Raw genomic sequence first — 11983 nt, 5'->3', positions numbered from 1 at the left:
GCCTCGGCCAACCCGCGCCAGCCCGCCTTGGAGGTCAGGAACAGCGACAGGACGTTGGCGACCGCGAACATCGACCAGCCCGGCGTCCAGACGGCCATCAGGAACCGCCCGCCGGGTTTCAGCACCCGCAAGGTCTCGGCCAGGGCGCGCGCCTTCTGGTCGCCCAGGTGATCATAGACGTGGGTGCTGACCGCCGCGTCGAAACAGCCGTCCTCGAAGGGCATGGCCGTCAGATCGCCGGTTTCGATCGCCACCTGATCGCTCAGCCCCGCGATCCGCAGGTTGCGGTCCAGCAGGGTGCGGCCGCCACCGTCGATATAGCCTGCATCGAAGCGGTCGAGGCCGATCACCCGGCCGCCCTTCAGGATGCGGCTGAGCGCGATGGTGGTCCGCCCCGTTCCACAGCCAGCGTCGAGCACCAGGTCTTCGTCGCTCGACAGCAGGTCGACCATCGGCAGGACCACCTGATCTCGCCGTCGGAAGCCGCGCATGATCGTGTTGCCGACGATGAAGACCATGGCGGCGGCGACCAGCAGGAAAGCCATCGGCCAGGCGCCGGGCGCGGCGACCTCGATCACCACGGCGCCGGCCAGGGCGACCAGGGCCGCGATCGCCAGGCCGTTCATCCAGCCTGGTCCCCATCCGAAGTCGAACTCGGTTCCGCGCGCCGCGCGCGCCTCGGCGCCCGTCCATCGCCGCAACAGGCCTCTCAGGCCCGAGATGTAGAGCGAGGACAGGATCACGACCCCGCCCACCACGTGGACTCCGGCGAGCAGCAGCAGGGAGTTGGAGACGCCCCGCATCGAAGGGACATAGACCAGCAGCGCCAGGCCGGCGGCGATGCCGACCACCCCCATCACCCACATGTGGCTGTGGAGGTTGCGGCGTGGGGAGGGGGCGTCTGTGGTCATGGGGCGGACTCTGGGTGACGGCTGGCGGGACCGGCGGCGCGGGCTTTGCAGCGCCGTGGGCCGGGCCTAACCTCTAGCGGTCCGGGCGCACGGCGCGCCGGACATCGGCGGGGAGGTGTCCGGTTTCCGGACAAGGTGGCGCGAATGTCCCGATTGCGAGGGGCCACGGTCGACTTCACGGAGAGCCGGCCGGCGCAGCGCACCCGGGCCGCGCTGTTCGACGCCTTTGTCGAACTGGTCCTTGAGAGGCGTTACGACCGCCTGAAGGTCGGCGACATCATCGCCCGCGCCGGGGTTGGGCGCTCGACGTTCTACGAGCACTACCAGGGCAAGGACGAGCTTCTGACGGAGGGCCTCTCAGGCCCGTTCGGCGTGCTCGCGGACCTGGTCGCCGAGCGCCATGACCCAGCCCGGCTGCAGGCGACGGTGGAGCACTTCTGGGAAAACCGCCGGATCGGCAATGTGCTGTTCGCCGGGGCGACGCGGCGGCTGGTCACCGGAGCCCTGGCGAGTCTGATTGAGCAACGCCTGGCCGAGCGGGTGGGCGATCGCCCCGCGGCCGTGCCGCCGGTGCTGCTGGCCGCTCAACTGGCCGGCGGCCAGATCGCCCTGGTCTCGGCCTGGTTGGCGGGCCAGGCGCCGGCCTCCGCCGAGGCGATCGCGGGCGCGCTCCAGGCCTCGGCGACCGCGGCCCTGGTCTCGCTGGACGGACCCCAAGTCCGGCGGGAAGGCTAGAGCGTGACCGACTGAAGCGGACGCCGGTTCAGGCGGCCGTCACGCTCTAAACTTTTGAAGTTAGACCTTTTTCATCCGGGCAGATGATTCCATCTGACCCGGAAAGGGTCTAGGGGGGGCGAAGCCCGGTCAGGCCCTGGAGCGGATGCGATGGTGATCGGCCCGGAAGGTCAGCACCGCGCCCGCGGCGTAGACGCCCCTGCGGACGAGCGCCCCCACCGCCCTGGCCAGGATCGGTACGCGCTGGACGAGGGGCAGCCGTTTGAGGATCGGTTTGACGATCCCCTCCTCGTAGCGCCAGTACAGTTTTCGATCCCGCCGTTTCAGGTACGCCTGATCGGATTTCAACCCCCACTTGGTCTGGAAGCGTTCGAAGCTCCGCTGCTGCCGCGAGGGCGACCAGCGAACCAGGAAGAACGGCCAGTCTTGCGCCACCAGCGGGCGCACCCGGTTGGGCAGGAGGAAGGTCACGACAGAGCGCGGTTCCAGCAACACCTTGCCGCCCGTCGCGATGACACTCATGCTGAAATCGAGGTGGTCCTTGGTGTTGACCATCTGCTCATCGAACTCGCCGATACGCTCGAAAACGTCACGCCGCACCAGGGCGCAGTGGAACTCGCAGCATTGGGTCTCCACGCGCCCGGCGGGAACGGCGTCGACCGTGTCACCCTGATGATGGATCGCCTCGTCGATGATCCGCTCGCCCTGCGGCGCGGCGAAGAAGGCGGCGACATCGGACGTGAACAGGCCGCCTGCCTGGTGAACCTGGGTGTGGAGGGGAAGATGCTGGCAGGTCAGCGGCGCCACCACGTCGACCCCGGTCTCCTGCGCGCAGGCGAGCAATGGCTCGAGCCAGCCCGGCGAGCAGATCACGTCATTCTCGATGAAGACGACATACGGCGTGCGAGCCCGCCGCAAGCCGATGTTCCGCGCCTCGTTCGGCGTGAGGAAGCGCTCCGACGAGACCAGCTCGAAACCGCGCGCCTCGACCTGAGCCGCGATCCATTCCCTCAGCGCCCTCGGAGCCGCGCCATCGACATAGACCAGCCGGTATGGGGCGGTCGTATGCTCGAAGATGCCGAGCAGGGCCTCCTGCGCGACACTGAAACGATCACGCGGCGACACCACGATGGTCACCAGCGGTTCTTGATTGACGTTCGCCCCGGTCATCGCCCTACCCGTTACTCTTCGCGCTATTGTTGCAGTTCCTGACAGCCTCTTCGTAGACCTTCAGCAGTTGATCACTGATCACCGGAAAGCTGAAGCGGCGCTCCACGGTCTGTCGCCCCGCCGCGCTGAACTTCAGCGCCAGCGCCGGGTCGTCCGCGAGGATCTCCAGGCGTTCGGCCAGCGCCGGCGCGTCGCGCTCCGGCGCCAGCAGTCCGGAGACGCCGTCCTCCACCAGTTCGGGGATGCCGCCGTGCCAGGTGGACACCACCGGCACGCCGCAGGCCATGGCTTCCTTGAGCGTATTGATCGCCGAGTCCTCCGACCCGTCGCGGGCGCGCACGGACGGCGCCAGAAAGATATGCGCCTGGGCCAGTTCGGCCGCGATGCCCTCCTGGGACATCTCCCCCAGCATCGACACCGCGCCGTCGAGGCCAAGCTCGCCGGTCAGACGCTCGAGGGCCGAGCGTTCCTGGCCCTCGCCGACGATCCGGTATTCCACCGGCCGGCCGCTCTCGCGCAGGCTGGCCACGGCCTGGATGGCGTAGGCGACCCCCTTCTTCTCCACCAGCCGCCCCACCGTCACGATCCGGACCGGTTCTCCGGGTCGCAGGGCCCGGGGCGCATAGGGGAACAGGCCGATATTGATCGGCGACTCCACGATGGTTATCCGCTCGGGCGGGCACCCCAGCGAGACCACGCGATCCCGAAAGAACACCGAGTTGGTGACGAAGGCGTCGGCCTGGGCGAACACGGCCTCATAGCAATCCTCGCCCCGCCTCTCGACGTGCGAGGTGATGTCGTAGCCGCGGAAATGCACCACTACCGCGCCGGACAGCGCGCCCGCGCGCCGATGCCGAAGGACCGGTTCGGCGAGCGTTCCAAAGTGGCAGTGCAGCACGTCGTAGCGCCCGCGTCCCTGAAAGGTCTCCGCCTCGTGTATCGCCCGCATCCCGACCCCGCGGCGCCGATGAGCGCTCAGATTCAGGCCGCTGAAGGCCATGTCCGCGCCGGAATTCCGGACCGTCCTCAGGAAGGCGCCGGGGGCCTCCGCCCACCGACGCGCGCTGCCGTGATCGGCGAAGGCCGTGGGATAGGATCGCGCCAGCAGGCCATATTGCTCGATCAGGGCGTGGCGCGCGCCGGACGCGTTCTCGCCGTGCAGGCCGTAAAGGTCGACCTCGTGCCCGGCGTCCAACAGGCCCGCCGCCGTGTTCACGATGAAGGCTTCGGAGGCCATCGGGAACTTGTTCAGGAAGAAGGCTGTTCGGAGCAAGAGATCGTTCCGCGATGGGAATGTTGATGGGCGCTGGCCCCGGAGAGGCAAGAACAGGGCCAGCAAGTTGTATTCTGTTCCAGCCAGATTGCGCCGCAATCTTTCTTTGGCGCCGAACACAGGCCGGGAGATTTCGCCACACGCTCCCTTGCCGGGTATTCGGAGGCGAATTTCAGGGGACACAATACTTAATTGCACCGCCCCCGCGGCCGCGCGGCCCTTCGTCGCGCAAGCCGCTATTCGTGCGGCCCATCGCCGCCTTGGCGCGCACTATGGCTTGCCGGTCAGAACGACGGGCGGGGTGCACATGGCGACTTACCAGATCTTCCTGATCGACCACCTCGGGAGCGTCGAAGGCGAGACCTCCTTCGACACCACGAGCGATGAACGCGCCGTCGCGGTCTGCTCGCGCGCCAACCCCGGTTCCCGGCGCCTGGAAGTCTGGGCGGAACGGCGGTTCGTCGCCCTGTTCCCGCAAACGCGGATGGACGCCCAGACAGCGGCGCGAGCCGCCGCCCTGCGGCTGGCGGGCCCCTAGCCGGCCGCCCGCGCCCCCTTGGCCGTCAGCCTATAGTCGTAGCGCAGCTCGCCGTCGGACGCGTATCGGTCGCCCTGCACGCTGTCCTGCTCCAGCAGTCCCTCGTTGCACAGCCGGTTGAGGCGCCGATGCTCGATGACGCCCGCGGCAAGCGCCTCGCGGCGCCGGTGGGTGACGACGCTCAGCCCCCCATCGCGCAGCGCCCTGGCCAGGAGTTCCCGATCTCGGTCGTTAACCTTTCCCATCTTGGCGAGTCCAACGACTCTTACACCCCAGGGTTCCGCCCAGGGCTCGCCGCCGCGCGCAAGTCGGCCTGAACCCGGTCGCACCTCTACCCGCTCGTCATCCCGGTTTGCGAAGCAAGGCCGGGACCCATGAACGCCGACTGGCGGGGGATAGGCGGCTGCGACGCAGCTCCCGGCCCCAATTCGTCGCCCCGCATCCCCCGGATGCTGAAAACGGCCATGGCGGCCCTGGAGCTTCGCCGCCCGGCTTGGTCAAGGACCCGCGGCCGCGCCAGCGGCGGCGCCCAGCGCCGTCCTTGAGGAGGCCGGGCGGCGGAGGTCAGCTCGGCGCGTGGTCCTGGAACTAGCTGCTGCGTCCCCGAAATTCCGCCGAGGCCGAGCGCCATGCCCATCGCGGCCCTATTTTCTTGTCACCGCCGCGATCGTGCCGCATCTGGTGGGCGCGCTAGACGCGATAGCAGGCTGGCCGCCAAGGGGCCGCGCCACCGGGGAGGGACAACGCGATGTTCTCGCACATCATGATCGGCACCAACGACCTGCAGAAGGCCAAGTCGTTCTACGACTCGCTGCTTGGCGCCCTGGGCGTTCCACCGGCCCGGGTCGACGGCCATCGCATCTTCTACATGACCCCGACCGGGATCTTCTCGGTGTCGGAACCGATCAACGGCGAACCGGCCACCTTCGCCAATGGCGGCACGATCGGCTTCGCGTGCGACTCCCCGGAACAGGCCGACGCCTGGCACGCCGCCGGCGTCGCCAGCGGCGGGACCACCTGCGAGGAGCCGCCCGGTGTGCGCCTCGGCGGCATGGGCAAGCTCTATCTGGCCTACCTGCGCGACCCCGACGGCAACAAGCTCTGCGCCCTCCACCGCATGGGCTGACGGGCGACCGCAGGCGACCGAACCTGGAGGCGAAGGGGAGGATTTCGGGTGGGCTTGAATCCCGGCCCCTTCGCCCTGCATCTCTCGGATGCTGAAAAGCCGAAAGGCCATGGCGGCCCTGGAGCTTCGTCGACCGGCTTGGTCAAGGAGCGCCGCAGGCGACCTCGCCAGCGGCGGCGCCCAGCGCCGTCCTAGAGGAAGACGGGCGGCGGAGGCCGGCTGGGTTGCGCGCCCTAAAGCGGATCAGCAGGCCGTGGCAGATACGCGTCCAACTGGATAGGTTTGTCCGATGCGAACTTCGTGCAGCGGAAGTTGTTGAACGCTCGCGCGCCAAACACCTGGACACACCCTGGGACGCGCCAGGCCGGCATTCGCCCCTTTTGCTGCAGCCATGTGCATTGCGCGACCGAACCTATCAAATAGCTCCCGACCGCAGTGCGGTGATTGCTCCGCCCGGCAATCGCATCTTCGTTCCCCTTGGTGTCATCGAACGCCATCTTGAAGAGGTACGGGGACAGCGAGATGGTATGGGCCAGTTCGTGCGCCATGGTGTTGACCGCACAGGACCGCTCGACGATGTCGGCGCCTTCAAATTCCTTCAGGATGCCGCGACCAAGGTCGATGGACGCCGGTTGGCCTGGCATGAGCGGCGCGCCTGCCCCCGCCCATTGATAGTCTTGGTCTTCGGGGCCACTGCGACCGACCAAGGTGATGGTCACCGGAGTGTAGCGTGACGCCCCGCTCGCGCCGCCGACGATCCGGGCGACCTGCTCGAGCACCACGTCAGGTTCGCCTCGCCTCATGAAGACCTCAGGGTACTCGGCCTCGAGCGCCAGCAGGTTCGCTCGGAACTCCGCCGAACGCAGGATGGTCGACGCCTCGTCGGCGAGTTGATTCAAAAGAGCGCGCTCGGCTTCGCTCTCCGCACCCTCGATGGTGATGCGAACGATCACGGGCGTCGAATGATTAGGCCCCCCGCTCACCGGACCGCACGCGGCGGCCACGAGACCCGCGAACGCTATGGCGGTAAGAACTCGAACAGCCTTCGCCCGTCTGTGCATCGGTCCCCCTTGGATCTGGGTGTTAGCGCGCGGACGCGGTGTCCAGAGGCCGCGCAAGAATTGCGACGTCACCCTGCAGCCCCCGGATGCTGAAAACCCTTGAAGGCCATGGCAGCCCTGGAGCTTCGTCGACCGGCTTGGTCAAGGACCGCCGCAGGCGGCCGCCCCAGCGGCGGCGCTCAGCGCCGTCCTTGAGGAAGCCGGGCGGCGGAGGTCGGCTCGGCGGGCGGCCTACGAGTTAAGTATTGTGTCTTCGAAGTTCACTTCAAAAGAACAAGAGACACACTGGCAAGCGTTCCCTCAAGTTCCTCTAAGGATGATATCCTTCAATTCAATCAAAGTTTCGATTCGATATCTTGCCTGTGAAAAGTCCTGGTCTTTTGCAAAGTCGTTATAGACAACGGCGCAGTCAATACCGGCCGCCAAGGATGAGCTTAACCCTCTGGATGAATCCTCTACAACCAGCGTCTCTTCTTTGGTGGGTCCGAAGCGCTTCAAGCCGGTCAGGTATGGTTCCGGGTGCGGCTTGGCGAGTTTGTAGTCTTCGCGAACAAGGACAAAATCCATGAATTGTCTAATTTGGCGCCCTTCATGGATAAGTTCAAAATCTACACGTTTTGCAGTCGTCACGATGGCCATGCGGACGTATTTTGCCAGTTCAGCGAGCGCATCAACAACACCTTCAATCTCAATTGCTTCTGTTCTTAGATATTCCTGATAATATGCGTCACGAACCTCACGCTGCCTGTTGCTGATCTCCTCATCAACACCCGCCGCTTTGGCTTGAGCCCAAGTACCCAATCCCTGGTTCATATCTCGCAGGTATTGATCCTTGTCCAAAGTCAGACCAATGTCCGACAGGGCGCGCTCTCCAGCTCTGTAATACCAAAATTCGGTATCCACCAGAACGCCGTCATGGTCAAAGAGTACGCACCTTTTCACTCTACTTGATCCTTTCTGGAATCTGCGGCTACCAGGTGGAAATTTCGAGAACCGACGACTTAATCCCCCCTACCCCGCCAACCAATCCCCCAACACCGCCTGGCTCACCCCCACCAGCACCATCCTGTGCCCGCCGGTCAGGGTGATCACCGTGTCCCCGCCCTCGAAACTCAGCGCGTAGCTCATCCCCGGATACTCGAACGCCACCCGGTCGCCCTGGGCGCTGGAGAAGTCGAGCACCCGGTCGGTGCCCGCCTCGGGGATCAGGCTGAAGGTGTCGGCGCCCGCGCCGCCGCTCATGGTGTCGTTGCCGCGGTCGCCGGAGAGCCAGTCGTCCCCGTCGCCGCCCTCCATCGTGTCATTGTCCTGGCCGCCGCGCAGGATGTCGCGGTCGACCCCGCCATAGAGGGTGTCGTCGCCCATATTGCCGTAGACCACGTCGATCCCGGCGTCGGCGTACAGCAGGTCGCTGCCCTGGCCGCCCACCACCCAGTCGTCGCCGGCTTCACCGTGCAGGGTGTCGCGGCCCTTGTTGCCGTGCATGTCGTCGAAATCGGCGCCGCCCCACATCTGGTCGTCGCCGTCCTCGCCGCGCAGGAAGTCGCGGCCCCAGGCCCCGCTCATATTGTCGTCGCCCACCCCGCCCCAGACGGAGTCGGCGCCATCCTCGCCGTGCAGGTTGTCGTTTCCGTCGTCGCCCATCAGCAGGTCGTCACCCATCCCGCCGAGCAAGTCGTCGGCCCCGCCACCGCCCATCATGCTGTCGACGCCGTTGGCGCCCATGACCCAGTCATCCCTGGCCCCGCCATGCACGATCAGGCCGAGGTTGGGCGCGAAGATCGACTCGACGTTGTCGATCCGAATCTGGCCGGGCGCCGCCGGCTGGTCCAGCCAGATCTCGACCCGTCCCGTCGCCTCGTCGAAATAGACCTCGTCGGAACCTCCGCCGCCGTCGATCTGGTCGGCGCCGTCACCGGTGAAGAAGACGTCTATGCCCCCCTGCCCGATCATGGTGTCGGCGCCTGGCCCGCCATAGACATTGGGGCCGAAATAGTTGTCGCCGGTGCGCAGCAGGTCGTCGCCGGCCCCGCCCCTGATGAACGCAAAGCTCTCGTTGCCGCCCGTCAGGGTGTCGCCGCCCGATGAGCCGGTCAGGTGGTTCTGGCCCGCCTGCTTCAGCAGGTCGAGGCTGCGCCCGCCGATGACGGCGCTCCCGATCAGCGCTCCGCCCGGCGCCAGCAGGTCCGCCGACTCGACGCTGCTCGAAAACAGCGCCCCGTTCTGGAAGTTGAAGGTCCCGGTCAGCACCACGGTGTAGCCGGCGAAACCGGAACTCGCGGCAGCCACCACCGTCATCGCGCTCGCCGAGCTCGACTGGACCGTATAGCGGCTCGCGTCGTTGAAGATCGCGCCCAGCCAGGAATTCGTCGCGCCGTCATGGTTGAACGGCTGGAAATAGGTGAAGGCGGCCATAGGCTGAACTCAACTTACCCTAGTGGAGGCGGCACTAGCGCCACCCAAGGTCAAGCTGTCAAGCCGAGCTAGGTCGGTCTTCCGAGACGCTGTCCGGCGGGCGAACCCGCCGGCCCCGCCGCCCCTACCCCACCCCCATCCGCGCATACATCGCCGCCGCCTGGGCCCCGTCCACGTACACGTCCTTGCGCGTCACCAGCCCCGCGGCGTTGACGTTGACCACATCGACCATGTCCACCTTGGCGGTGAAGGCCTCGCCGTTCGTGTCGGTCAGGTTGGCGACCATGGTCCACTCGAACACCCAGAAGTCCTCGCCGAACATCGTGCGGTGCATCTCCCAGCCGAAGTGCGGGAACCGCGCGAACACCCCGGCATAGTGCTTGGCGAGCGCCTCGCGGCCGCGCACCGGCGCGCTGCCGTCGCGCATCCAGAACATCGCGTCGGGCGAATTGAGCGCCACGATCCGCTGCGGATCGTTGGACTCCCAGGCGGCGTGGCAGGCGTCGAACACTTTCTGCAGCGGATGGGCGGTGGCGGGGCGCTCGGGGGCGGCGACGGCTCGCGACATTGGCGGCTCCATTTGCAAACTCATAGTCCGTAAATGCAGACTCGGAGTTTGTAAGTCAAGCGCGTCCGGCGTCTCCGGAGCTCGGGCACAGGCCCGACAACAGCAATTCCAGCGTGGCGCAATGGGCCCGCGCGGCCGCCGCCGGATCGTCCGCCGTCCCGCTGGCCAGGGCAGCTTCCATGATCGCTCCCAGCAGCAGCCGGGTCGCCGACTCGATCTGCGCCGCCTTGGCGTCACGCCCCATCAGCCCGGTCACGCTGGCGCGCACGATGCCGGCGAAGTGCTTGTCGTCGATCTCCCGCCACCGCTGCCAGCCCAGCACCACGGGGCCGTCGATCAGCAGGATGCGCCGCGCGTCCGGCTGAATGGCGCTCTCCACATAGGCCTGGATGCTCTGGGCCACCGCCCGGGGCGAGGCGCCCTTCGGCGCGCCGGCCGCGCGCTCCATCAGCCGGGCGGCCAGCCCCGCCTGGACGCCGTCCAGCACCTGCTCGAACACGTCCCGCTTGGACGGGAACTGGTGGTAGAAGGCGCCCTTCTTGTAGCCGGCCGCCTGGGCGATCTCGTCGATGCTGACCGCCTCATAGCCCCTCGTCTTGAAGAGCTCCTGGGCGGCGGCCAGGATCGCCTTGGTTGTCGCCGCGCTCCGCGCCGCCTGCCGCACCGTCTCGCGCCCCCTAGACCGGCTCGTAGTTGAGGATCGGCGCTAACCACCGCTCGGCCGTCTTCAGGTCCCAGCCCTTGCGCCGGGCATAGTCCTCGACCTGGTCCTTCTCGATCCGGCCGACCCCGAAATAGTGGCTCTCCGGGTGCGAGAAATAGACTCCCGAGACGCTGGCCGGCGGGTTCATGGCGAAGCTCTCGGTGAGCTGCATGCCCGTCTGCGCCTCGGCGTCCAGTATCCGGAACAGTTCGGCCTTTTCCGTATGGTCGGGCTGGGCCGGATAGCCGGCCGCCGGACGGATGCCGCGGTACTTCTCGGCGATCAGGGCGTCGATGTCGAAAGGCTCGTCCGGCGCGTAGCCCCACAGCTTGGTGCGGACCTTGCGGTGCAGGGCTTCCGCGAAGGCCTCGGCCAGCCGGTCGGCCAGGGCCGCGGCCAGGATGGCGTTGTAGTCGTCGCCGGCCGCCTTGAACTTGGCGGCGATCTCCAGCTCACCGTGGCCCGCGGTGACGGCGAAGCCGCCCATCCAGTCGGGCTTGACGCCCAAGGGCGCCACGAAGTCGCTGAGCGCCACATTGGCCCGGCCGCCGTCGGCCTGGGTCTGAGATTTCGGCATCTGCTGGCGCAGGGTGTGGAGCCGCGTCAGCTCCGTCGTGCGGCTCTCGTCGGTATAGAGCACCACGTCGTCGCCGTCCGCCTGGGCCGGCCAGAAGCCGACCACGCCGCGCGCCTCGAACCACTTCTCGGCGATGATCTTCTCCAGCATCGCCTGGGCGTCCTTGTAGAGGTCGCGGGCGGCCTCGCCCACCACGTCGTCCTCCAGGATCTGCGGGAAGCGGCCCACCAGCTCCCAGCTCGCGAAGAAGGGCGACCAGTCGATGTGCTTGGCGAGCTCGGCCAGGTCGTAGGCGACGAACGCTCTCGTTCCAATAAAGCTCGGCTTGGGCGGCTCATAGGCGCTCCAGTCCGGCGCGAAGGCGTTGGCGCGGGCCTCGGCGATGGAGGAGCGGGCGCGGTTGCCCTGCCCCCGGGCGAACTGCTCGCGCACCTTGACATATTCGGCCCGGGTCTCGGCCTGCAGCCGCACCTTCTCGCTGGGCGAGAGGAGCCCTGAGACCACGCCCACCGCGCGGCTGGCGTCCAGCACATAGGTGGTGGAGCCGGCCTTGTACTGCGGCTCGATCTTCACCGCCGTGTGGGTCTTGGAGGTGGTGGCGCCGCCGATCAGCAGCGGGATGTTGAAGCCCCGGCGCTCCATCTCGCTGGCCACATAGACCATCTCGTCCAGGCTGGGGGTGATCAGGCCGCTGAGGCCCACGATGTCGACCTTGTGGGCGATGGCCTCGTCCAGGATCCGGTCGGCCGGGACCATGACGCCTAGGTCGATGACCTCGTAATTGTTGCACTGCAGGACCACGCCGACGATGTTCTTGCCGATGTCGTGGACGTCGCCCTTGACCGTGGCCATCAGGATCTTGCCCGCCGCCTCGCGCGGCTTGCCCTCCTTCTCGGCCTCCATGAA

Annotated in this window: 13 protein-coding genes; 3 read left to right on the top strand and 10 right to left on the bottom strand. The window is 67.1% G+C overall.

Going from position 1 to position 11983, the window contains the following annotated elements; genetic code table 11:
• Positions 1–911 (bottom strand): class I SAM-dependent methyltransferase (locus Q8Q88_RS14805; protein WP_305675957.1); only part of this gene is annotated, 911 nt, incomplete at its 3' end.
• A 144-nt stretch (positions 912–1055) separates the two neighbouring features.
• Between Q8Q88_RS14805 and Q8Q88_RS14800 the strand changes: the two genes are divergently transcribed.
• Complete coding sequence (locus tag Q8Q88_RS14800) at positions 1056–1646, top strand: TetR/AcrR family transcriptional regulator (RefSeq protein WP_305675956.1); 591 nt, start codon at positions 1056–1058, stop codon at positions 1644–1646.
• Between the two features lie 129 nt (positions 1647–1775).
• On the opposite strand, the gene Q8Q88_RS14795 is transcribed toward Q8Q88_RS14800, so the two are convergent.
• A complete protein-coding gene (locus Q8Q88_RS14795) occupies positions 1776–2816 on the bottom strand; it encodes a glycosyltransferase family 2 protein (protein WP_305675955.1) in 1041 nt (346 codons plus the stop codon).
• A 4-nt stretch (positions 2817–2820) separates the two neighbouring features.
• Positions 2821–4089, bottom strand: coding sequence for a glycosyltransferase (locus Q8Q88_RS14790; RefSeq protein WP_305675954.1), 1269 nt, complete (start codon positions 4087–4089; stop codon positions 2821–2823).
• Between the two features lie 307 nt (positions 4090–4396).
• On the opposite strand from Q8Q88_RS14790, the gene Q8Q88_RS14785 reads away from it, so the two are divergent.
• Positions 4397–4627: a hypothetical protein gene (locus Q8Q88_RS14785; protein ID WP_305675953.1), complete on the top strand. Its 231-nt coding sequence runs from the start codon at positions 4397–4399 to the stop codon at positions 4625–4627.
• Here the strand turns inward: Q8Q88_RS14785 and Q8Q88_RS14780 are convergent.
• Entirely contained in the window at positions 4624–4872 is a 249-nt protein-coding gene (locus Q8Q88_RS14780) for a hypothetical protein (protein ID WP_305675952.1), read from the bottom strand. The genes Q8Q88_RS14785 and Q8Q88_RS14780 overlap by 4 nt on opposite strands.
• Positions 4873–5375: 503 nt before the next feature.
• Between Q8Q88_RS14780 and Q8Q88_RS14775 the strand changes: the two genes are divergently transcribed.
• Positions 5376–5753 (top strand): VOC family protein, encoded by a 378-nt coding sequence (locus Q8Q88_RS14775; RefSeq protein WP_305675951.1) that lies wholly within the window; start codon positions 5376–5378, stop codon positions 5751–5753.
• A 233-nt stretch (positions 5754–5986) separates the two neighbouring features.
• Here Q8Q88_RS14775 and Q8Q88_RS14770 read toward each other — a convergent pair whose 3' ends face one another.
• From Q8Q88_RS14770 to Q8Q88_RS14745, 6 genes are all read right to left on the bottom strand, one after another.
• A complete protein-coding gene (locus tag Q8Q88_RS14770; protein ID WP_305675950.1) occupies positions 5987–6706 on the bottom strand; it encodes a hypothetical protein in 720 nt (239 codons plus the stop codon).
• 408 nt (positions 6707–7114) lie between these two features.
• Entirely contained in the window at positions 7115–7756 is a 642-nt protein-coding gene (locus Q8Q88_RS14765) for an HAD family phosphatase (RefSeq protein WP_305675949.1), read from the bottom strand.
• A 69-nt stretch (positions 7757–7825) separates the two neighbouring features.
• Positions 7826–9229: a calcium-binding protein gene (locus Q8Q88_RS14760; protein ID WP_305675948.1), complete on the bottom strand. Its 1404-nt coding sequence runs from the start codon at positions 9227–9229 to the stop codon at positions 7826–7828.
• Between the two features lie 124 nt (positions 9230–9353).
• Positions 9354–9797, bottom strand: a complete 444-nt coding sequence (locus Q8Q88_RS14755; RefSeq protein ID WP_305675947.1) for a nuclear transport factor 2 family protein — start codon at positions 9795–9797, stop codon at positions 9354–9356.
• A 55-nt stretch (positions 9798–9852) separates the two neighbouring features.
• Positions 9853–10461, bottom strand: coding sequence for a TetR/AcrR family transcriptional regulator (locus Q8Q88_RS14750; protein WP_305675946.1), 609 nt, complete (start codon positions 10459–10461; stop codon positions 9853–9855).
• 13 nt (positions 10462–10474) lie between these two features.
• On the bottom strand, positions 10475–11983 hold a 1509-nt coding region (locus tag Q8Q88_RS14745), incomplete at its 5' end, for a vitamin B12 dependent-methionine synthase activation domain-containing protein (RefSeq protein WP_305675945.1).

Source organism: Phenylobacterium sp. (assembly GCF_030697925.1).
In the GTDB taxonomy this organism is placed as follows: domain Bacteria; phylum Pseudomonadota; class Alphaproteobacteria; order Caulobacterales; family Caulobacteraceae; genus Phenylobacterium.
Note: the sequence above shows the minus strand (reverse complement) of the source record. Positions and strands in the feature narration are given on the sequence as shown.

Coding starts and splice junctions, on each gene's coding strand:
- Q8Q88_RS14800 (WP_305675956.1), top strand. CDS start 1,056: ATGTCCCGATTGCGAGGGGCCACGGTCGACTTCACGGAGAGCCGGCCG.
- Q8Q88_RS14795 (WP_305675955.1), bottom strand. CDS start 2,816: ATGACCGGGGCGAACGTCAATCAAGAACCGCTGGTGACCATCGTGGTG.
- Q8Q88_RS14785 (WP_305675953.1), top strand. CDS start 4,397: ATGGCGACTTACCAGATCTTCCTGATCGACCACCTCGGGAGCGTCGAA.
- Q8Q88_RS14780 (WP_305675952.1), bottom strand. CDS start 4,872: ATGGGAAAGGTTAACGACCGAGATCGGGAACTCCTGGCCAGGGCGCTG.
- Q8Q88_RS14775 (WP_305675951.1), top strand. CDS start 5,376: ATGTTCTCGCACATCATGATCGGCACCAACGACCTGCAGAAGGCCAAG.
- Q8Q88_RS14760 (WP_305675948.1), bottom strand. CDS start 9,229: ATGGCCGCCTTCACCTATTTCCAGCCGTTCAACCATGACGGCGCGACG.
- Q8Q88_RS14755 (WP_305675947.1), bottom strand. CDS start 9,797: ATGTCGCGAGCCGTCGCCGCCCCCGAGCGCCCCGCCACCGCCCATCCG.